This window comes from Pseudomonas sp. ES3-33 (genome assembly GCF_000952175.1).
Taxonomy (GTDB): domain Bacteria; phylum Pseudomonadota; class Gammaproteobacteria; order Pseudomonadales; family Pseudomonadaceae; genus Aquipseudomonas; species Aquipseudomonas gregormendelii.
The window spans coordinates 19033-40399 of the sequence record NZ_JZRI01000050.1 but is presented as its reverse complement, the minus strand read 5'-3'; the positions used below and the strand labels follow the sequence as shown (position 1 = coordinate 40399).

At 60.9% G+C, this 21367-nt stretch carries 20 protein-coding genes and 1 pseudogene; 12 read left to right on the top strand and 9 right to left on the bottom strand.

What is annotated here, in order from left to right:
• Positions 1-57 precede the first annotated feature (57 nt).
• The gene (locus UB23_RS08295) at positions 58-687 is read right to left on the bottom strand and encodes an L-threonylcarbamoyladenylate synthase (protein WP_045058915.1); all 630 of its coding nucleotides are present in this window, start codon (positions 685-687) and stop codon (positions 58-60) included.
• Between the two features lie 13 nt (positions 688-700).
• Positions 701-1564, bottom strand: coding sequence for a PHP domain-containing protein (locus UB23_RS08290; RefSeq protein WP_045058861.1), 864 nt, complete (start codon positions 1562-1564; stop codon positions 701-703).
• A gap of 87 nt (positions 1565-1651) precedes the next feature.
• Here UB23_RS08290 and UB23_RS08285 point away from each other — a divergent pair, with 87 nt between their 5' ends.
• From UB23_RS08285 to UB23_RS08265, 6 genes and pseudogenes are all read left to right on the top strand, one after another.
• Complete coding sequence (locus UB23_RS08285) at positions 1652-2248, top strand: septation protein A (protein ID WP_045058860.1); 597 nt, start codon at positions 1652-1654, stop codon at positions 2246-2248.
• Position 2249: 1 nt separating this feature from the next.
• Positions 2250-2549: a YciI family protein gene (locus tag UB23_RS08280; RefSeq protein WP_045058859.1), complete on the top strand. Its 300-nt coding sequence runs from the start codon at positions 2250-2252 to the stop codon at positions 2547-2549.
• Positions 2550-2650: 101 nt separating this feature from the next.
• Positions 2651-2732: pseudogene (locus UB23_RS30685) on the top strand (translation initiation factor 2); the annotation flags it as partial.
• Positions 2733-2739: 7 nt separating this feature from the next.
• Positions 2740-3417 carry a response regulator transcription factor gene (locus UB23_RS08275; protein ID WP_045058858.1) on the top strand — a complete coding sequence of 226 codons (678 nt, stop codon included), beginning with the start codon at positions 2740-2742 and terminating at the stop codon, positions 3415-3417.
• A gap of 225 nt (positions 3418-3642) precedes the next feature.
• A complete protein-coding gene (locus UB23_RS08270) occupies positions 3643-4092 on the top strand; it encodes a Spy/CpxP family protein refolding chaperone (RefSeq protein WP_045058857.1) in 450 nt (149 codons plus the stop codon).
• Positions 4093-4269: 177 nt separating this feature from the next.
• Entirely contained in the window at positions 4270-5610 is a 1341-nt protein-coding gene (locus UB23_RS08265; protein WP_045058856.1) for a sensor histidine kinase, read from the top strand.
• Positions 5611-5706: 96 nt separating this feature from the next.
• Here UB23_RS08265 and UB23_RS08260 read toward each other — a convergent pair whose 3' ends face one another.
• Positions 5707-6273 (bottom strand): NAD(P)H nitroreductase, encoded by a 567-nt coding sequence (locus tag UB23_RS08260; protein ID WP_045058855.1) that lies wholly within the window; start codon positions 6271-6273, stop codon positions 5707-5709.
• A 121-nt stretch (positions 6274-6394) separates the two neighbouring features.
• Between UB23_RS08260 and UB23_RS08255 the strand changes: the two genes are divergently transcribed.
• Positions 6395-7849, top strand: a complete 1455-nt coding sequence (locus tag UB23_RS08255; protein WP_045058854.1) for a TrkH family potassium uptake protein — start codon at positions 6395-6397, stop codon at positions 7847-7849.
• On the opposite strand, the gene UB23_RS08250 is transcribed toward UB23_RS08255, so the two are convergent.
• Complete coding sequence (locus UB23_RS08250) at positions 7806-8867, bottom strand: AraC family transcriptional regulator (protein ID WP_082069152.1); 1062 nt, start codon at positions 8865-8867, stop codon at positions 7806-7808. The genes UB23_RS08255 and UB23_RS08250 overlap by 44 nt on opposite strands.
• Positions 8868-9028: 161 nt before the next feature.
• Between UB23_RS08250 and UB23_RS08245 the strand changes: the two genes are divergently transcribed.
• Both UB23_RS08245 and UB23_RS08240 read left to right on the top strand, forming a co-directional pair.
• Positions 9029-9340: a DUF962 domain-containing protein gene (locus UB23_RS08245; protein WP_045058852.1), complete on the top strand. Its 312-nt coding sequence runs from the start codon at positions 9029-9031 to the stop codon at positions 9338-9340.
• A 27-nt stretch (positions 9341-9367) separates the two neighbouring features.
• Positions 9368-9943, top strand: coding sequence for an HD domain-containing protein (locus UB23_RS08240; RefSeq protein ID WP_045058851.1), 576 nt, complete (start codon positions 9368-9370; stop codon positions 9941-9943).
• 26 nt (positions 9944-9969) lie between these two features.
• Here UB23_RS08240 and UB23_RS08235 read toward each other — a convergent pair whose 3' ends face one another.
• Positions 9970-10785 carry a UDP-2,3-diacylglucosamine diphosphatase gene (locus UB23_RS08235; protein ID WP_045058850.1) on the bottom strand — a complete coding sequence of 272 codons (816 nt, stop codon included), beginning with the start codon at positions 10783-10785 and terminating at the stop codon, positions 9970-9972.
• Between the two features lie 135 nt (positions 10786-10920).
• On the opposite strand from UB23_RS08235, the gene UB23_RS08230 reads away from it, so the two are divergent.
• Positions 10921-11685: a helix-turn-helix transcriptional regulator gene (locus UB23_RS08230; RefSeq protein WP_045058849.1), complete on the top strand. Its 765-nt coding sequence runs from the start codon at positions 10921-10923 to the stop codon at positions 11683-11685.
• Between the two features lie 84 nt (positions 11686-11769).
• Positions 11770-12663 (top strand): DMT family transporter, encoded by an 894-nt coding sequence (locus UB23_RS08225; RefSeq protein WP_045058848.1) that lies wholly within the window; start codon positions 11770-11772, stop codon positions 12661-12663.
• Here UB23_RS08225 and UB23_RS08220 read toward each other — a convergent pair.
• Positions 12657-12944: a SelT/SelW/SelH family protein gene (locus tag UB23_RS08220; RefSeq protein WP_045058847.1), complete on the bottom strand. Its 288-nt coding sequence runs from the start codon at positions 12942-12944 to the stop codon at positions 12657-12659. The two genes, UB23_RS08225 and UB23_RS08220, sit on opposite strands and share 7 nt — an antisense overlap.
• A 71-nt stretch (positions 12945-13015) precedes the next feature.
• Between UB23_RS08220 and UB23_RS08215 the strand changes: the two genes are divergently transcribed.
• Positions 13016-15205 (top strand): patatin-like phospholipase family protein, encoded by a 2190-nt coding sequence (locus UB23_RS08215; RefSeq protein WP_045058846.1) that lies wholly within the window; start codon positions 13016-13018, stop codon positions 15203-15205.
• Positions 15206-15320: 115 nt separating this feature from the next.
• Here the strand turns inward: UB23_RS08215 and UB23_RS08210 are convergent, their stop codons facing one another.
• From UB23_RS08210 to recQ, 3 genes are all read right to left on the bottom strand, one after another.
• Positions 15321-17078, bottom strand: coding sequence for a FimV/HubP family polar landmark protein (locus tag UB23_RS08210; RefSeq protein ID WP_045058914.1), 1758 nt, complete (start codon positions 17076-17078; stop codon positions 15321-15323).
• A gap of 127 nt (positions 17079-17205) precedes the next feature.
• Entirely contained in the window at positions 17206-17640 is a 435-nt protein-coding gene (locus tag UB23_RS08205) for a MarR family transcriptional regulator (RefSeq protein ID WP_045058845.1), read from the bottom strand.
• Between the two features lie 119 nt (positions 17641-17759).
• Positions 17760-19886, bottom strand: coding sequence for a DNA helicase RecQ (recQ, locus tag UB23_RS08200; RefSeq protein ID WP_045058844.1), 2127 nt, complete (start codon positions 19884-19886; stop codon positions 17760-17762).
• Between the last annotated feature and the right edge of the window lie 1481 nt (positions 19887-21367).

The following is a 21367-nucleotide window of genomic DNA, read 5'->3' as shown; positions in this document are numbered from 1 at the left end:
GAAAGGCAGCTCCTGTTGGGCGCCGGCCTGAGTGTCGACGGGCTCTACTGCCGACATCTAGGCTTCGGCCATGAACGGCGCAGGGTCGCCGCAGCCGACGCGGATCACTTCCGGCTCGCCATCGGCAAGACTGATCACGGTGGAGGCCTTGATCCCGCCGACGCCGCCGTCGATGATCAGGTCGACCTGATGCTCGAGCAGCTGGCGCATTTCGTACGGGTCGGTCAAGGGATCGGTGTCACCCGGCATGATCAGCGTCACGCTCATCAGCGGCTCGCCCAGCTCTGCGAGCAAGGCCAGGGCAATCGGATGACTCGGCACACGCAGGCCGATGGTGCGCTTTTTCGGGTGCAGCAACAGCCGCGGGACTTCCCGTGTCGCGTTGAGAATGAAGGTGTAGGGGCCCGGAAGATGGGCCTTCAGCAGGCGAAACGTACCGGTATCAATCTTGGCGAACAGGCCCAATTGCGAAAGATCGCTGCAAATCAGCGCAAAATTGTGCTTTTCATCCAATTGACGCAAGCGACGCACACGCTCAACCGCATTCTTGTCGCCAATCTGGCAACCAATCGCATAGGACGAGTCCGTGGGGTAAATCACCACCCCGCCTTTGCGGATGATCTCGACCGCCTGTTTGATCAGGCGCGCTTGCGGGTTTTCCGGATGAATCTGGAAAAATTGACTCACATTCTCTACCTGTTCAGACGGCGGCAATAATTGGGTCATGTTTGAATCGAGACCAAAGTGGCGGCAGATCCTCCGGAAGCGGGCGATATTCGCCGATCTCGGACCAGCCTCCAGGGCCATGGAAATCACTGCCGGCGCTGACCAGCAGACCGAACTCACGAGCAAGAATCGCCAGGCTGCCGACCTGTTCGGCGGGCTGATGGCCATTGACCACTTCTATGGCGTGGCCGCCTGCTTGAATATAGTCAGAAATCAGCCGACGACGCTTGCTGCGAGTGAAATCGTAGTGCCATGGGTGCGCGAGGCTGACCCAGGCTTTCGCCGCGCGCAGGGTTTCGACCGTTTCTTCCAGGGTCGGCCAATGCTGCTTGACGTCCCCCAACTTGCCGGCACCCAGCCATTTGCGGAACGCCTCGGCGCGATCCTTGACGAAACCTTCGCGCACCATCCAGTCGGCAAAATGCGGACGGGCCGGCGCGTTGCCACTGTCGCCCAACTCCTGCTGGATGGCCCGTGCGCCTTCGAGCGCGCCCGGCATGCCCTTGAGCGCCAGCTTGCGGCTTATTTCCTCGGACCGTAACCAGCGGCCATCGTGCAACCGGGCGATAGCTTCGACCAGCGATGGCGCATTTACATCAAACCCGTAACCCAACACATGAATGGTCGCGCCGCCCCAGGTGCAGGACAATTCGACGCCATTGACCAACTGCATGCCCAGCGCCGTGGCGGCCGTGCGGGCTTCATCCAGCCCTTCAAGGGTGTCGTGATCGGTCAAGGCCAGGACTCGCACGCCTTTCTCGAACGCACGCGCAACCAGAATCGCCGGCGCCAGGGCGCCATCGGAAGCCGTGCTATGGCAGTGCAGATCAACATTCACGGGGAAGTGTTACCTCAAATCAGCTGGCGCTATCGCGCGCCCATATGTTTGTTATTATGCCGCCACATCCTGCTTCTGGCTGCCACTGTGAAACAATTCATCGATTTCATCCCGCTTCTCCTGTTTTTCATCGTCTACAAACTTGATCCACGGGTCGTCGACATCGCCGGCCATGAGTTGACTGTAGGCGGGATCTACAGCGCCACCGCGATGCTGATCATCAGCTCCCTGGTGGTCTACGGCGCCCTGTTCATCAGCCAGCGCAAGCTGGAGAAGAGCCAGTGGCTGACCCTTATCGCCTGCCTGGTGTTCGGGGGCATGACCCTGGCGTTTCATAGCGAAACCTTCCTGAAATGGAAGGCACCGGTGGTCAACTGGTTGTTCGCCCTGGCGTTCATCGGCAGTCATTTCATCGGCGACCGCCTGCTGATCAAGCGCATCATGGGCCATGCATTGACCCTGCCAGACCCGGTCTGGACTCGCCTGAACATCGCATGGATCGGCTTTTTCCTGTTCTGCGGAGCCGCCAACCTGTTTGTCGCGTTCACGTTCCAGAACTACTGGGTCGACTTCAAGGTTTTCGGCAGCCTGGGCATGACATTGTTGTTCCTGGTCGCTCAGGGCATCTACCTGTCGCGCCACCTGCACGACACCGATACCACAACGCCAAAAACCGAGGACTGACATGCTTTACGCAATCATTGCCACAGACGTCGCTAACTCCCTGGAAGCTCGCCTGGCCGCGCGGCCTGCCCACCTTGAGCGCCTGCAACAGCTCAAGGGCGAAGGCCGAATCGTACTGGCCGGGCCGCACCCGGCGGTCGACAGCAATGATCCGGGCGCTGCAGGGTTCACCGGCAGCCTGATCGTCGCCGAGTTCGACTCCCTGAATGCCGCCCAGGCCTGGGCCGACGCCGACCCCTACATCGCCGCGGGCGTGTACGCCAACGTTTCGGTCAAGCCGTTCAAGCAAGTCCTGCCTTAGTTTGTCCCCCACGATGAACCTTCCCGGGTTCATCGTGTTCTCAATCGCTCATCCTTCCCGTTTACCTGCCGACAACCTGCCCAATAACCGATTGGAATCAGGCGGGAGTTGCGCGGTTGGCCCTGCTGTGCGGTATCTTCGCCATCGGGGCAAGTCGAAAAACCTCGGCAATGGCTAAATTGAGTGATTCATGAGCGAGCTGTTATTAATTGATGATGACCAGGAGCTGTGTGAGCTCCTGTGCAGTTGGCTGGGCCAGGAAGGCTTTCAGGTCCGTGCCTGCCACGATGGCCAGAGTGCCCGCCGGGCCCTGAGCGAAACTTCTCCCGCAGCGGTGGTGCTGGACGTCATGTTGCCGGACGGCAGCGGGCTGGAGTTGCTCAAGCAGTTGCGCAGCGATCATCCGGACCTGCCGGTATTGATGCTTTCGGCCCGTGGCGAACCCCTGGACCGGATTCTTGGGCTGGAACTGGGTGCCGACGACTACCTGGCCAAACCCTGCGACCCGCGGGAACTGACCGCCCGCCTGCGCGCGGTGCTACGGCGCAGTCATCCGGCGGCGGTGTCCAGCCAGGTGGAACTGGGCGACCTGTGCTTCAGCCCGGCGCGAGGCGTGGTCAGCATCGACGAACAGGAGTTCACCCTCACGGTTTCCGAAAGCCGCCTGCTCGAAGCGCTGCTCAAGCAACCGGGCGAGCCGCTGGATAAACAGGAACTGGCGCAGATCGCCCTGGGCCGCAAACTAACCCTTTACGATCGAAGCCTGGACATGCACGTGAGCAACCTGCGCAAAAAGATCGGCCCCCACCCCGACGGCCGCCCGCGCATCATTGCGTTGCGCAGCCGTGGGTACTATTACAGTCTCTGAAGCCCCCTACGATCGACATAAATCGCGCTCTCGGTAGGAGCTGCCGGAGGCTCGGGGGCGGGGCGGTAGATCATGAGTCCTGGAGATCAGGTGGTTAACTGGTTTGTCAGGCCGGGCCAAAATTCTCTTTACACAGGCTTTACGCTCCACTGACCGCCGCTTACCTTGGTCTCGATAATCTGTACTCATCCGGAACGTACCGGGAACGAGACAAGGAGATTCACCATGCGCAAGACTCTTATCGCTCTGATGTTCGCCACCGCCCTGCCGACCGTTGCCATGGCGATGCCTGAAGGCGCCGGCCCGATGGGTGGTCCGATGGATGGCCCGCGCCACGGCGGTCAGATGCACGGCGTGCACGGCAAAGGCCCCTACGGCCAACTTGACCTGAGCCGCGAACAGCGCGAGCAGATCCGCAAGATCATGGGCGAGCAGATGCACGAGCGTAAGCAAGTGGTCGACAAGTACCTGGAGAAACTCTCCCCGGCCGACCAGAAAGCCATGAAAGATGAAATGGCCGCCAACCACAAGAAGGCCGAAGCGGACGTCCGCGCCCTGCTGAAACCGGATCAGCAGAAGCAATTCGACGAGATGCAGAAGAAAAAAGCTGAACGTCGCGCCGAATGGGCCGAGTTCAAGGCGTGGAAAGCGCAGCAACCGCAAAAAGCGCAATAATACGCTGACCACAGACCCAACGGCCCCCACCGTTGGGTCCTGTTTTTTGTAGGAGCGAGCTTGCTCGCGAAAATCGTCAACGAAAACGCGGGATATCAGACAGCCCACGTCGTACCTGCGTTTTTCGCGAGCAAGCTCGCTCCTACAGTGTTAATTCGTGTCTGCTGAGGACTTTCTGTGCGTTCACTGTTCTGGCGTATCCTGGCCAGCTTCTGGCTAGCCATCGCTCTGGTTGCAGGGCTTTCCATACTGCTGGGGCACATGCTCAACCAGGACGCATGGATCCTCAGCCGCCACCCGGGCCTCAACACCCTGGCCGAACAGTGGACGCAAACCTTCGAAGCCCAGGGCGAAGAAGCCGCGCAAGACATCCTTGAACAGCGCAAACGCCAATACCATATCGACGTCCAGGTGCTTAACGAGAGCGGCGATCCGGTGGTTCGCGGCACTTTCCCGCGTCGCGCCGCAGCGTTCGAAGCACGCCAGAACGACGGTGATCGACGCCTGCCCTGGCGGCGCCTGACCGACGAGTACACCAGCGAAAAAACCGGCAACACCTACTTGCTGATCTACCGCATCCCGCACCCGGAACTCGACTCCTGGCACCGCGAAAGCCTGCTGTGGCCCTTGAGTGCGCTAGGCATCGCGCTGGTGGTACTCACCCTGTTCAGCCTGTTCGTGACCCTGTCGATCACCCGCCCGCTCAGCCGCTTACGCGGGGCCGTGCATGACCTGGGGCAAACCACCTACCAACAGAACAGCCTGGTCAAACTGGCCAATCGCCGCGACGAATTCGGCGTACTGGCCAATGATTTCAACCGCATGGGCGCGCGTCTGCAAAGCCTGATCGGCAGCCAGCGGCAATTGCTGCGCGATGTATCCCACGAACTGCGCTCGCCCCTCGCCCGACTGCGTATCGCCCTGGCGCTCGCCGAGCGGGCCAACCCGGAAGAACGGCAGAAGCTCTGGCCTCGCCTGACCCGCGAGTGCGACCGACTGGAGGCGCTGATCAGCGAAATCCTGGTCCTGGCGCGGGTCGATGCCGACAATGCCAGCGCCGAAGACGTTGATCTGCATGCGCTGCTGCAAACCCTGCAAAAAGATGCCCAGCTGAATTCGCCGGAACAGCCCGTAAGCCTGGAAGCCGACTCGGCGCTCAGCCTCAAGGGCTGGCCAACGATGATTGAACGTGCGGTGGATAATCTGCTGCGCAACGCCCAACGATTCAATCCGCCCGGGCAATCGATAGAAATGCGGGCGACCCGGCAGGGCGAGCGGATGGTGATCAGCGTGCGCGATCACGGCCCCGGCGTGGAGGCCGTGCATCTGAGTCAGCTGGGAGAGCCGTTTTATCGGGCGCCGGGACAGACTGCCGCAGGGCATGGCCTGGGTCTGGCGATTGCGCGCCGAGCGGCGGAGCGGCATGGCGGGAGTCTGATGCTAAGCAATCATCCGCAAGGCGGGTTCATTGCCAGTCTCGAGTTGCCGTTGGTGCCAGGGGCCGTGGTCCAGCCGTAGCGATAGCGGTGTTGTCGGAAAGATCGCAGCCTCGTTTCACTCGACAGCGCCTACAGAACGCGCCGTCTTTGAAACGGGGCTGCGATCTGTCGATGTTCAGCGCTTGCCCGGCCAGGCGCTGACGAACTCATCAAGGTTCACTTTCTCCGCCACCCGCGGTTCTTTCTGCGGCGTGCCCAGGTAGAGAAACGCAATGACTTCCTCCCCCTCCGCCAAACCCAAGCCCTTGGCCACGTGGGGCGAATACGCCAGGTCGCCAGTGCGCCACACCGCGCCAATCCCCTGGGCATAGGCGGCCAGCAGGATGCCATGGGCCGCGCAACCCGCAGCCAGCAGCTGCTCGGATTTCGGATACTTCACGTGTTCCTGCAATCGCGCGATCACCACGACCACCAGCGGCGCTCGCAGCGGCCCGTTGCGCGCCTTGTCCACCGCGGCTTCAGACACTTCGCTGTCCTGTTGCTTCGCCGCCTCAGCCAGCAGCTCGCCCATCTGCTCCCGTGCAGCACCCTCGATGGTCAGAAACCGCCAAGGCTGCAAATGACCGTGGTCCGGTGCGCGCATGGCTGCGGCGAACAGGGCCTCACGCTGCTCGGCGGTCGGTGCCGGTTCGAGCAGTCGGGGAACGGAAACACGGTTGAGCAAAGCGTCGAGAGCCTGCATCGGCCACCTCCAATGAAAAATGTTTGGCTATTCTAGCGGTAACTGCCGCAGGGATGCCGGTTTACATGCCCTGCCCCGCAGGTAGAATGGCGCCCTTCCCTATTCAGCCCGAGCGGACTTCATGGCGTTGCCGACCTTACGGATCATTGGTTTCATCATCGGCATCTTTCTGATCACCCTGGCCATCGCCATGGTCGTGCCCATGGCCACGCTGGTGATTTTCGACCGCACCAGCGACCTGCCGTCGTTCCTCTGGGCCAGCATGATCACCTTCGTCGCCGGCCTGGCGCTGGTCATCCCCGGTCGCCCCGAACACATACACCTGCGCCCGCGGGACATGTACCTGCTGACCGTCAGCAGCTGGCTGGTGGTGTGCATATTCGCCGCGCTGCCGTTCCTGCTGACCCAGCACATCAGCTACACCGACTCATTCTTTGAAAGCATGTCCGGCATCACCGCCACCGGGTCGACAGTGCTCAACGGCCTGGACAAGATGTCCCCCGGGATCCTGATGTGGCGCTCGTTGCTGCACTGGATCGGCGGCATCGGCTTTATCGGCATGGCAGTGGCGATCCTGCCGTTGCTGCGCATCGGTGGCATGCGCCTGTTCCAGACTGAATCCTCGGACCGCTCCGAAAAAGTCATGCCCCGCTCGCACATGGTGGCGCGTCTTATTGTTGCAGCCTATGTCGGCATCACCATCCTCGGCAGCCTGGCCTTCTGGTGGGCCGGGATGAGCCCCTTCGATGCCATCAACCATGCGATGTCGGCCATTTCCACCGGGGGCTTCTCGACCTCCGACCTGTCCCTGGCCAAGTGGACACAGCCCGCGGTGCATTGGGTGGCGATCGTCATCATGATCCTCGGCAGCCTGCCATTCACCTTGTACGTGGCGACCTTGCGCGGCAACCGGCGCGCCTTGATCAAGGATCAGCAGGTTCAGGGTTTGCTCGGGATGTTGCTGGTGACCTGGCTGGTGCTCGGCACCTGGTACTGGTGGACCACCCAGCTGCACTGGCTGGAGGCCCTGCGCCACGTGGCACTGAACGTGACCTCGGTGGTCACCACGACCGGATTTGCCCTGGGAGACTACAGCCTGTGGGGCAATTTCTCGCTGATGCTGTTTTTCTACCTGGGGTTTGTCGGTGGTTGCTCAGGCTCGACCGCTGGCGGGATCAAGATCTTCCGCTTTCAGGTCGCCTATATCCTGCTCAAGGCCAACCTTAACCAATTGATTCACCCGCGCGCAGTGATCAAGCAGAAGTACAACGGACACCGGCTCGACGAAGAGATCGTGCGGTCGATCCTGACCTTCTCGTTCTTCTTTGCCATCACCATCTGCGTCATCGCCCTGCTGCTTTCGCTGCTGGGAGTGGACTGGATGACCGCGCTGACAGGCGCAGCCAGTACCGTGTCCGGCGTCGGCCCGGGGCTGGGTGAGACCATTGGCCCGGCGGGCAACTTCGCGACGCTGCCCGACGCCGCCAAGTGGATCCTGTCGTTCGGCATGTTGCTGGGCCGACTGGAGATCATCACGGTGTTTGTGTTGTGTATTCCGGCGTTTTGGCGTCACTGACCGGCGCAGGCGTGCCCGCCAACCGTGCCCGGTACTCTCCCGGCGTGGCGTCAAACCAGCGGCGGAACGCGCGGAAAAAGTTGCTGGGGTCGGCGAAACCCAACAGGTAGGCAATTTCCAGCAGGGTCATGCTGGGCTGGGCCAGGTACTGCTCGGCCATCTCGCGGCGAGTATCGTCGAGCAAGGCCTGGAAACTGGTGCCCTCTTCCTGTAACCGGCGCTGCAAGGTGCGCTGCGACAGGTGCAGCGTCTGCGCTACGGTGTCGCGCTTGGGTTCGCCCTGCGGCAGCAGCCGGCACAACACCTGACGCGCTTTGTGGGTCACTCGGCTTTCGGAAAACCGCGCCAGGTACTCGCCGGCAAACCGGTCATGCAACGCCGCCATCGCTTCATTGGCCGTAGGCAGCGGCGCCTCCATGTCGGCGCGCTCGAAAATCAGCGCGTCATAGGGCGCGCTGAATACCAGCGGGGCGTGGAATGTTTGGGTATAGGGCTCAAGGTTGACGGGGTGCTCACCCTGGAACATCACCTTGCGGGGTTGCAGGGTTCGCCCGGTCAGCCAGTTGCACAGCCCCAGGGCGCAGGCCAGGGAAGCCTCGGCGCTTTGCCGGGTCGGCGGCAGATGGTCGCCATGCACCGTCAGGATCAGCGCATAACCCTCGTCCAGCAGGCGGAAACTCAGGTCGGCACTTTCGGCGATGATCCGTTGATAACGCACCAGGCGCTGAAAACCTTCAACCAGAGTCTGGCTCGACATCAAGGCGTAGCCCGCCACATGAAAGGATGCCGGCCGCACCACTTTGCCCATGTTCAGGCCGATCGCCGGGTTACCCGACAGCTCGACCGCGCGTTGCCACAGTCGTGTCATGGAGTCCTGGGTAAAGCGCCCATCCGGGTCGGTCAGGGCCGCGTAGTCCAGCCCCAGCTGCCTGAACAGGACCCGACAATCCAGGCCGTCCATTTCCAGTGCCTTGACAATCCCCATCGCCCAGCTTGCAGAAGTCGTTCTTTCGCTCATGGCGTTTACTGTCTTGGTGAGCCGTCTACGGCGTCAGGTTTACCGAAGGATACTAAAGTGGCGCCTATTGTCACTGGCTGATGCCAATGATCACTCTAGACTTAAATAAGCTACCCGCAGAACAACTTGGCGCCAGAACAATAACCACAGAGACCGTTGTCGTGGAAAACATCAAACGTTTCAACAGCTTCGCCGAGTTCTACCCGTATTACCTCAGCGAGCACAGCGACAGTACTTGCCGACGATTGCACTTCATCGGCACCACCCTGGTTATTTTCATTCTGGCCATGACCATCGGCAAAGGCGCCTGGCTATTACTGTTGAGCCTGCCGCTGGCCGGTTACAGCTTCGCCTGGGCCGGGCATTTCTTTTTCGAGAAAAATCGTCCCGCGACCTTCCAGCATCCCTTTTACAGCCTGCTCGGCGATTTTGTCATGTACCGCGACATGATCCTGGGTCGCGTGCCGTTCTAGGAATCACCCGCTATTCGAGGACAGTCGATGAATGCCAATGCCCGCTTCACCCACATGCAGGACGGCACCCAGGAAGACTGGGCAATCATCGCTGCCGACTTCAGCGCCTACGCCAGGCAGTTACCGAAACGGATCGTGGCCCACCTGACGCTGCTCGAGGGTGACTTCGGTGGTTTTCCCGTGGATCGCCTGACCCACTCCCTGCAAACCGCAACACGTGCCTGGCGCGACGGCCGTGATGAGGAATATGTGGTGTGTGCGCTGTTGCATGACATTGGCGATACGTTGGGCTCCTATAATCATCCGGACATTGCTGCGGCGATCCTCAAGCCATTCGTCAGCGCCGAGAATTTGTGGATGGTGGAAAAGCACGGGATTTTCCAGGGTTACTACTTTTTTCATCACTTGGGTATGGATCGGCATCTGCGCGAGCAATTCAGTGGTCATCCGCAGTATCAGGCGACCATTGATTTCTGTGCCAAATATGATGCGGCGGCGTTTGACCCCGCCTACGAAACGCTGCCGCTGAGCTTCTTCGAGCCGATGATGGAGCGCCTGTTTGCGCAGCCGAAGAACTCGATCTACAAGGCTGCGATCTTTTGATCTTTTGATCTTTTGATCTTTTGATCTCAGGCAGGCTCACCCACCTTCTGCGCCGTCATCTGCTCTTCCCGCGCCTGTGCGTCCGCCAATCGATACAACTCGATCGAGCCGTCCCAGTGCTCGATCAGCGCCGTGCACGACTCAACCCAATCCCCGCAGTTCAAGTAATCCACGCCGCCCACCCGGCGGATTTCGGCATGGTGAATGTGCCCGCACACTACGCCGTGCAACTCGCGCTTCACGCACTCGTGGGCGATAGCCTCCTCGAAATCACTGATAAAGCTGACCGCGGTTTTCACCTTGTGCTTGAGGTAGGCCGACAACGACCAGTACCCATATCCATAGCGGGCGCGCCAGTGATTCAGCCAGCGGTTGAGCGTCAGGGTAAATTCGTAGGCCGAGTCCCCAAGAAACGCCAGCCAGCGGTGGTAGCGGGTGATCACATCAAACTGGTCGCCGTGGATCACCAGCAGATGCCGGCCATCCGCCGTGACGTGCACCGCCTCGTCGACCAACTGGATATTGCCCAGGATCAACTTCGAGTAACGGCGCAGGAATTCATCGTGGTTGCCCGTCACGTAGATCACCTCGGTGCCGCGCTTGCTCATGGTCAGCAGGCGGCGGATGACGTTGGTGTGCGCCTGGGGCCAGTACATGCCGCTACGCAGCTTCCAGCCATCGATGATGTCGCCGACCAGGTAGACCTTGTCCGCGTGGTAACCCTTGAGAAATGTGCTCAGGTGCTCGGCCTGGCAGTCCCGGGTGCCCAGATGCACGTCGGAAATCCACAAGGTCCGCACCCGCTGCTTGCGACCGGGTCTGGCGAGCTCGGCACTGGTCATTGGCAACGCTCCACGATGGTTTGGGCAACTGTGCGCCGGGCGGGTGAATCGCCCATGACAATGACGCGTCAGTCCTGTGACAACGCCGGGAGGCCAACGCGGTGTAGAATGCCCACCTTGCCCGGGAGACCTGCGATGAGACCGATCCTCACGCTCCGCCAATACACCAAGGACCTGATCATCCACAGCCACGACCATGCGCAGTTGGTGTTCGGGTTGTCGGGTGCGCTGGATTTCGAGGTGGGCGGGCATGGCAGCCAGGTGATTCAGCAGAGTTTTGTGGTGGTGCCTTCCGGTTTTCATCACGCCTGCAACAGTGCCAATGGCAGCCGTTGCCTGGTGCTGGATATACCGAGCGATCAATGGGTGGCGCAGTCCCTGGGTGAGCATGCCGACGCCAGCCGACGCCTGCTCGACAGCGCCGCACGCCTGCCCCTCGATGCCGGGCAGAGCCAATTGGTGAGCTGGCTGGCGGGCAGCCAGGTCGACGACCCGCTGATCGCGCAACAGGGTGCCGTGCTGTTGCTGGCCACTCTCAATAACGTCAAACCCGAGGTCATGGGGGGGCGTCGCCTGCCCTACGCGGCGTTGAATGCGCACATCGACCAGCACGCGGCTTATCCCCTGCAGGTCGCTGACCTCGCCCGCATCGCCGACTTGTCCAGCGCCCGCCTGCATGCCCGCTTCGTCGCGGAATGCGGGCAGACGCCGATGGATTACATCCGCAGCCGCCGCCTGCACCGGGCTGTCGAGCTGTTGCGCGACACCGTGCTGCCTATCGGCGAAATCGCCAGCCGGGTCGGCTACAGCTCGCAAAGTGCATTCGCCGCCGCGGTGTTGCGCGAGTTCGGCGCCTCTCCGGGAAAACTGCGACGCGAGGGCGGCGACAAAAGACGCTAGTCTGGCGACAGACGTATACGGCTCCTCCACGGTCTACTGTAGGAGCTGTATCGGCCGTGCTCACACATCGATCAAGGATCTGCAATGACTCCCCGTACCGCCCTTGGCGCCCTGCACATTGGTGCACTGATGTTCGGCCTGACCGGCGTGTTCGGCAAACTCGCGGCAGCCTCCCCGGCCGTAATCGTTTTTGGCCGCGCGGCATTCGCGGTGCTCGCCTTGGCGGTGTTTGCGCGGTTCGCCAGTGCCACCCGCTGGCAACCTCTCGAAGCCGTGGATTGGCGCCGATTGTTACTCAGCGGCGTACTGCTGGCCGGGCACTGGGTAAGCTTTTTCATCGCGGTGAAGGTTGCCGGTGTGGCGATTGCGACGTTGGGATTCGCCAGTTTCCCGGCTTTTACCGTGATCCTCGAAGGACTGATCTTCCGCGAGCGAATTCGCGCCAACGAAATTCTCCTGGTGGTGCTGGTGAGTATCGGGTTGGTGCTGGTCACGCCTGATTTCGACCTCGCCAGCGGCGCCACCACCGGCCTGCTGTGGGCAGTGGGTTCGGGCTTGCTCTTCGCTTTATTGTCGTTGACCAACCGCGCCAGTTCCTCACGGATTCCGCCGGTGCAGGCCGCGCTGTGCCAGAACGTGGTGGTCGCGCTGTGCCTGCTGCCGGTGGCCGCACCGCAATTGAGCGAAGTGCGCGCCCTGGACTGGCTGTGGATCAGCCTGCTCGGAATCTTCTGCACCGGTGTCGCTCACAGCCTGTTCGTCGCCAGCCTGGCGGTGATCAAGGCTCGCACCGCCGCAGTGGTGTTCGCCATGGAACCGGTATACGGCATCACCATGGCCTGGCTGCTGTTCAACGAAAATCCCACGCCACGCATGCTGCTCGGCGGCGCGTTGATCATCGTGGCGATTGTGGTCTCCAGCCGTCTTGCCGGCGGGTCAGACAAGAAAACCGTTGCTGCAGAGGCAGCCTCTCACTGAGTCCGGTCGTTGTGACCGAGGTCGCGGTCGGGATCAATCTGATCCCGGACCCGCTGTTTCAACACCTTGGCCTCGGGAAAACCGCCGTCACTCTTGCGCTCCCAAAGCTGCACGCCATCACAAAAAATATGGAATACCCCACCCGTGCCGGGCACCAGCGACACCTTTCCCAGGTCGTCACCAAAGGTACTGAGCAGTTCCTGGGCCAGCCAGGCTGCGCGCAGCAACCACTGGCACTGGGTGCAATAGGTGATGACAATTTCCGGTTTGCTGGCAGGCATGATTGACGAGACTCCAGAGGCGAGGGGCGCCGCTATAATAGCGACCTTTTCCGCTGGTCCCGAGATTCATGATGCGCCATCTTCTGTCCTGCCTGCTGCTCTGCTTGCTGCCCATGATCGTCCAGGCCGCCGAGGCCCCCCGACCAAAAGTCGGCCTGGTGCTGTCCGGTGGCGCAGCCCGAGGCCTGGCGCACATTGGTGTGCTCAAGGCGCTGGAGGAGCAAGGCATCCAGATCGATGCCATCGCCGGCACCAGCATGGGTGCGGTGGTGGGCGGGTTATACGCATCCGGGTACAAGATCGATGAGCTGGAAAAGCTCGCCCTCAACATTGATTGGCAGCAGGCCCTGTCGGATGCGCCGCCCAGAGCTGACGTGCCGTTCCGGCGCAAGCAGGATGATCGCGACTTCCTGGTGAAGCAGAAACTCAGTTTTCGCGACGACGGCAGCCTCGGCTTGCCGCTCGGGGTCATCCAGGGCCAGAACCTTGCCTTGATGCTGGAAAGCCTGCTGGCCCATGCCAGCGATACCCGGGATTTTGACAAGCTGCCCATACCCTTCCGCGCGGTCGCCACCGACATTGCCAGTGGTGAGAAGGTGGTGTTTCGCAAGGGTCACCTGCCTCAGGTGATTCGCGCCAGCATGTCGATCCCGGCGGTGTTCGCCCCTGTCGAACTGGATGGGCGCCTGCTGGTGGACGGCGGCATGACCGATAACATCCCGCTGGATGTCGCCAGGGAAATGGGGGTCGACGTGGCGATCGTGGTCGACATCGGCACGCCCCTGCGCAACAGCAAACAACTGACCACCGTGGTCGACGTGCTGAACCAGTCGATCACCTTGATGACCCGCCGCAACTCCGAAGAACAGCTCGCCGCCTTGCACCCGGACGACATCCTGATCCAGCCGTCACTGGCGAGTGTTGGGGTGACCGACTTTGGTCGTGCCGAAGAAATGATCGAGGCAGGCTATCGCGCAACCAGGATTCTCGATGCACGCCTGGCGCAGCTCAAGCCGTCGCAGCCGCTGGATCCGGAGCTGAGCGCCGCCCGTGAGCCCAGTGAGCGCACGCCGATCATCACCGCAATCAAGGTCGAGAATGACTCGAAAGTCGGCGATGATGTCATTCGGTACTACATTCGCCAGCACATTGGTCAACCACTGGACCTGGGACGCCTGCAAACCGATATGGGCACCTTGTATGGCCTGGACTACTTCGAGCAGGTGCAATACCGAGTCGCCCACAAGGGCACTAACCACACCCTGATCATCACTGCCCGCGGCAAGCGCAGCGGCACGGATTACCTGCGGCTGGGCTTGAACCTCTCGGACGATATGCGCGGCGACAGTGCGTTCAACCTGGGCGCCAGTTACCGCGTCAACGGCATCAACCGCCTGGGTGCCGAATGGTTGACCCGCGCGCAGATCGGCGACCGCCAGGAACTGTACAGCGAGTTCTACCAGCCACTGGATGTCGGATCGCGATATTTCATTGCGCCCTACGCCGCCTTTGACGCGCAGAACGTCGAAGCCACTCTGGACAACGATCCGATCGCCCAATACCGGGTTGAGCGCTACGGCTTTGGCCTGAACGTAGGCCGCCAGATCGGCAACAGCGGCGAAGTGCGCCTGGGTGTTGGCGAAGCCTGGGGCAAGGCAGACGTGCGCATTGGCGACCAGGACCTGCCCAGCGAAAGCTTCAACGAAGGGTTTTATGAAGTGAAGTACTCGTTCGATTCACTGGATAACGTCTACTTCCCCCATGAAGGCGAAGACTTCGGCCTGGCCTTGCGGCAGTACGAACCCGGCCTGGGCTCGGACAATCGCTATCGACAATGGGAAGTCGCGCTGGACAAGGCCCTCAGCCACGGCCCGGACACCTTCATTCTCGGCGGCCGCTACGGGCGCACGCTCAATGACGCCAATGTGGTGACTTCCAGCTTCCTGCTCGGCGGAGCACGGCAGTTATCGGGTTTCAGGGAGGATGCGATTTCCGGGCAGAACATCAGCCTGATGCGCGCCGTCTACTATCGACGCCTGACACCGCGCTCGTACCTGCCGCTCGATTTCCCGCTGTATGCCGGTGGGTCACTGGAACGAGGTCGGGCGTGGAACAACGACAATGAGTTCGACAGTGGCTACATCAATGCCGCCAGCGTATTCATCGGCTTCGACACGCCCTTGGGTCCGCTGAACTTCAGTTACGGCTTTAACGATGCCGATGAGCAGGCCGTGTACCTGAACCTGGGGCAAACATTCTGAAGCCTGTGGGAGGGAGCCTGCTCGCGATTGCGGCTGGTCCGTCGCTATTTATGTCGACTGACCCACCGCTATCGCGAGCAGGCTCACTCCCACATTGATAACGACACATGCACTATCAGCGAATGCCGGCCAACAAACTCCGCGCGGTCTGCTTGAGTGGCTCATCGGCATCCTTGAGCAGCTCGTTGAGCAGCTCAATCGCGCTGTCCAGATCGCCGTCATCAATACAGGTCTGAGCCTGTTCGAGTTTGCCGGCGTTGTCCGGTTCAAGACTGAAGGGCTCAATTTCCAGCGATGAGTCCGGGTCACCGAATTCGGCGAGGAAATCGTCGTCCAGCCCCTGGGAATCCGCTGGCGCATCCCACTCCAGCTCGGGTTCGCCCAGTGACGGCTCCTCGGGCATTTCGAACACCTCGGGCAAGATGTGGAGGTTGGAGTGAAACGCCGGCTCTTCTGGAAGTGCGGGTGGCGGCGGAGCGCTGTCGAAGGGGCTGATCAGGTCCCAATTGGCGTCCATCGACAGGTCATCCAGATTCAACTGGAACTCATCGCCCTGGGCAACAACGGGCGCTGCGGCGATCACTGAAGCGACAACCGGCGCAGCAGCCAGCGGCGTCACGTTGTGCATTTTCGGGTGTCGGCTGCGAATGTCCTGCAGGGCCTGTGGGTCAAATCCTGAGTCGCGCAGCTGGGTTTCCTGGGCGTCATAGGCCGCCACATCGCCTTGTTTGCCGAGCACTTCCAGCAGTTGCACGGCTAGATCAGTGCGCTGTGGCTCTTTGGCCAGCGCCTCGCGCAGCAAACCGGCCGCCTCGGAAAATCGGCCATAGGCCATGTAGATACCCACGCCCTCCAGCACGTCGCCCGACGGCGCATCCTCTTGGTGATCAGCCGCCGATTTGGCCGGCGGTGCCTGCATTCCTACAGGATCATCAGCCACGGACTCAGGCCGGGAAGCAGGCACGGGAGCCTCCTGCGCCACCTCATCCGCCTGTTGGCGTTGGCGTTGGCGCCGCATGAACAAACCCAGGAGTACCAGGACCGCCAGGGCCAGAACGCCGAGAATCATTGGCCATTGATTGGCATCAGGCTGTTCAACGGCGACTACCGGCGGTGCCACGGCAACAGGTGCCGCGGGCGGTGCCTGTTGCAGTTCGGCCAACCGGGTTTGCAGTTCGATCACCTGCTTCTTGTGGGCGGCAATCTGTTCGTCCTGTGCCTGCAGCCGCGCATTCAGCTCAGTGATGGTCGCTTGCAGTTGTTGGTTTTGCAGGACGCTGGCAGCCAACTGCTCTGCAGCGGGGTCAATTTCCGCTACCGGGGCAACAGCCTCGGCCTTGGGCGCAGCAGCTTTTTTCGGCGCTGGCGCTGGCGTGGCTGCCGCAGGCTTGACTGCAGGAAACGGAGAGTTTGGCGTGGTGGCGGCGGGTTCATCGACCACAGGAACAACACCCGGCGCGCCAGGAGGATCGATCAACACCGTGTATTCGCGCAGCACCCGCCCATTGGGCTGATTGAGCTGCACCAGGAAATTCAGGAAGGGTTCATTGACCGCTTTATTGGAGCTCACCCGGATCAGGCTGCGATTGCCCTTGAGGATTGGGGTGAACTTCAGGTCGTTGAGAAAAAACACGCGTTCAACACCCGCGCGGCTGAATTCGTCCGCCGTAGCAAGGTTGACCGACAGGTCGCCCTCTTCGAGCCCCGCCGCGTCCACCAGCGCGATGTCTGCCCGCAACGGCTGATTCAGCGCGGAATGCAGGGTGATTTCACCCAACCCCAGCGCAGGCGCCAATGCCGAGTAACACACAGCGCCACCCACCAGCAGCAGCCTGGTGCCACACCGCAAGACAACGTGCAAACTCTCAAGCATGAGCATCCCTTAGATAACCAGAACCAACCGTACGCGTTCGCACATCCGGTACGAACGCGATAATGCATAGTAGTTCTTTATAGTCCGCCCAACGGGCGATCTCAAAAGTCCTGCACGAAGCAACGAGTCAGGATTTTTCCAGGTTGGCCAGGATATGCCCGTGAACTCGCATGCATATCTTCAATTCCGCCTCATCAACGCCTTCAAACAGTTCCTGGCGCAGCTGGTTGGCAATGGTTTCAATCTGTTCAATCAACGGACGGGCCGGGGCGCAGAGGACGATTTTCTTCGCCCTGCGGTCTTCCACCACTGCCTGGCGCTGGACCAGACCCTGACTTTCGAGGCTGTCGAGCAATCTGGCCAGGGTCGGACCTTCTACGGCAACGCTTTGCGCCAACTCTCGTTGGGTCGGCGGCTCTCCGAAACGCGCGAGGTGCAATAGCACCAGCCAACGGGCCTGGGACAATCCCAGGCCCGCCAGGCGACGGTCCAGTTCGGCTCGCCAGCCACGGGACACCTGCGCCAACTGCATGCCAAAGCGGTGTTGATCGGTTAACGGCATAAAAAACTCATGGTTAGACTGAAATAGAGAAAACCTAATTATTAGTCAGCTAAGCATGGCCGATGACATGACGCAAGGCTCGCTTTGTACTGAATCGTTACATCAAAGCAAGGGTTGTTTCAAATTTCGAATTCCGACTGCAGTGCCGCCCGGACGCAGTACAACACGCCCTCTGGAACCCGTCCGGCAAATATTGCTGCGATCTCCACAACCGGTGGCAACTCGCCTTCACCGTCGAGAAAAGCATCCTGTATTTCGCCCATCAATTCCTCAGGCAAATCCAGTGCCTGCTCCAGGGACAACTGTTGCTTGCCAATCGCCTCGGCAAGCAGGGTGTACACATTCTTTTCCGAACACTGCAACTGGCCGGCGATCTGCAGTGGCGTCATGCCTGCGCGGGCCAGTGTGATCAACTCGTGGCGCAGGTCGGCCACCACTTTTGGCGCCTCGGCCTGGCCGCCCAGCACTTCGAGGAATGCCTCCCCGTAACGCTCCAGCTTGCGCGCGCCGACGCCGCTGACCCGTGCCATCTCGGCCATGGAGCCCGGTTGGCTGCGCAGCATTTCCAGCAGGGTCGAATCCGGGAAGATGACGTACGGTGGCACCCCGTGCTCTTCGGCAAGCTTGCGACGCAACGCGCGCAAGGCTTCCCACTGCTCGCGTTCCTCACCACGAACCAGCTGGCTCGCCTGGCTCTTGCTGCTTTTCGCAGTCGTTTGCGGCTTGAGGTCGCGGCGCAGCTCCAGGGTCACTTCGCCCTTGAGCAGCGGCCGGCAAGTGGCGCTCAACCGCAGGCCGCCATAACCTTCGAGGTCGATGTCCGCCAGCCCGCGGGCAACCAGCTGGCGAAACAGCGATCGCCATTCGCTCTCGCCCATCGCCTTGCCGACACCAAACACTGACAGGTGCTGATGCCCAAAGCTGCGGACCTTTTCATTGTCCTTGCCCAGTAACACGTCCACCAGATGCCCCACACCATAACGCTGGCCGGTGCGGAAGATCGCCGAAAGGGCCTGGCGAGCCGGCTCGGTCGCGTCCCACGTCTGCACGCCATCGACACAGTTGTCGCAATGGCCACACGGCTGCGGCATATCTTCGTCGAAATAGGCCAGCAAGGTTTGCCGGCGGCAGCGGGTTTCTTCGCAGAGCGAAAGCATGGCGTCGAGCTTGTGCTGCTCCAGGCGCTTGTGACGCTCGTCGCCTTCGGAGTTCTGCAGCATCTGCTTGAGCATCACCACGTCTTGCAGGCCGTAAGCCATCCAGGCATCAGCCGGCAGGCCATCACGCCCGCCGCGGCCGGTTTCCTGATAGTACGCTTCCAGGGATTTGGGCAAGTCCAGGTGCGCGACGAAACGCACGTTGGGTTTATCGATCCCCATGCCGAACGCCACGGTGGCCACCATGATCAGGCCTTCCTCGTTGAGAAAGCGCTTCTGGTGATGGGCGCGGGTTTCGTTGGGCAGCCCGGCGTGATAAGGCAGCGCCGGAAACCCCTGCTCGCTGAGGAATACCGCGACTTCGTCGACTTTCTTGCGCGACAGGCAGTAGACGATACCGGCGTCGCTGCGCCGCTCGGCCAGGAACGCCAGCAACTGCTTGCGCGGCTGCTCCTTGGGGACGATGCGATAGAAGATGTTCGGGCGGTCGAAACTCGACAGGAAACGCTCGGCGTCCTGCAAGTGCAGGCGATCGACGATTTCTTCGCGGGTGCGTTTGTCGGCGGTGGCAGTCAGCGCGATGCGCGGGACGTTGGGGAACAGCTCGGCCAGTTGGCCCAATTGCAGGTATTCGCGGCGGAAATCGTGACCCCATTGCGATACGCAGTGTGCTTCATCGATGGCGAACAGGGCGATTTCCAGGCTTTGCAGGAATGCCAGCATCCGCGGCTGAACCAGGCGTTCAGGCGCGAGGTAGAGCATCTTCACCTCACCGCGCTTGATGCGGTTGGCCAGGTCCCGTTGCTGTTCGGCGCTCAGTGTGGAGTTCAACGCAGCGGCGGCAACACCCAGTTCTTCGAGGGTGGCGACCTGATCGTCCATCAACGCGATCAGCGGCGAGACCACGACGGCCAGGCCTTCGCGCAGCAATGCCGGTACCTGGAAGCACAGGGACTTGCCGCCGCCGGTAGGCATCAGCACCAGGGCGTCGCCACCACTGGCCACGCGCTCAATGATCGCACCCTGGCGGCCACGAAAGCTGTCGTAGCCGAAGATGTCCTTGAGGACGCGTTGAGCCTGTTCGAGCATAAAAACTCCAAAAATCACCGAAACATCCCTGCAAGGCTGGTTCAGAATCGCGCGGTCTGCACTGAACAAATCGTAAGTGCGGATTGCATGACGCTGTCCATCTCAGCCATGACGCCGGCAGGGCATCGCAAAACGCGGGAGTATACCCGACCCCTCCGGTTCAAAGGGTGCCGCTTGGTAGACACATTGGGACAAACACTTCATTGGTGGGTGCTGTGGGTGCGGCGGGTGGTGTTGTTGGTGTGTAGGAGCTGTCGAGTTAAACGAGGCTGCGATCTTTTGATCTTGCTTTGTGTGCATATCCATTGCTGCGGTAATGGCTGCTTAGGGTTCCGCCCTTACGGCGGGTCACTTTCGAAGAGCGCGAAAGTAACCAAAGCGCTCTTGCCCCACCACTTGGCACCTCGCCTAGGCTCGGTGTGCCCTCACTCCGGCATTGCTCCGCGGGTCGCCGCGATGGGCCATCCCTGGCCCAGCGCGGCTAAACCGGCATCCTTGCCGGTTTCCCCGCTACGCAATGCCTGCGTTCGGCCAGCGTGGTTAACGGGGCGTCCGCGATCAAGAACCGAGCCGTGGCGGCCTTCGGGCCGACCAAGGCATCAAGCTGGCGCGCTTCGCTTGTTGGGTCGTGAACCTTTTCTGGATATGAAATGACACCTGTGAGGTGGTATCCGAGGAAGGCGAATTCCTTGGGAAGTGATCCCTCTGGAAAGATATCTCTGTGGAGCGATTGATATCTGTGGGAGCAAAGCTTGCTCGCGATGACGGTTTCGCATCCAACATTGATGCTGAATGTCACCCCACTATCGCGAGCAAGCTTTGCTCCCACAAGCAACAGCAACAGCTACAGCTACAGCTACAGCCCAGAGGGTGTGCACATCAGAGCAGCGCAGCGCGCCGGCGTGATGCCTTGGTCGGCCCAGAGGCCGCCACGGCGAGGCTCTTGATCGCAGGCGCCCCGTTAACCACGCTGGCCGAACGCAGGCATTGCGCAGCGGGGAAACCGGCAAGGATGCCGGTTTAGCCGCGCTGGGCCAGGGATGGCCCATCGCGGCGACCCGCGGAGCAATGCCGGAGTGAGGGCACACCGAGCCTAGGCGAGGTGCCGAGTGGTGGGGCAAGAGCGTTTTGGTTACTTTTGCGCTCTATCAAAAGTGACCCGCCGTAAGGGCGGAACCATAAGGCGCCGTTACCGCAGCAATGGATATGCACACAAAGCAAGATCAAAAGATCGCAGCCTCGTTTCACTCGACAGCTCCTACAGGAGAAACGTTATGGCCCGCTGTCACGGCAGAAACGAATATGTACCCTCAAGTGTTGCCCCACAAACACCAATCCAAATAAAAGAACCCCCAACAGCAAACTTCACAATCGAACACCCACCCAAAGAGCGAAAAGAAGCACTGGCACACTTACTGCTTAGACCCAACCCAAGCATGACTATACGAATAGAAAGCCCAGACAACTCTATCTATTCATTG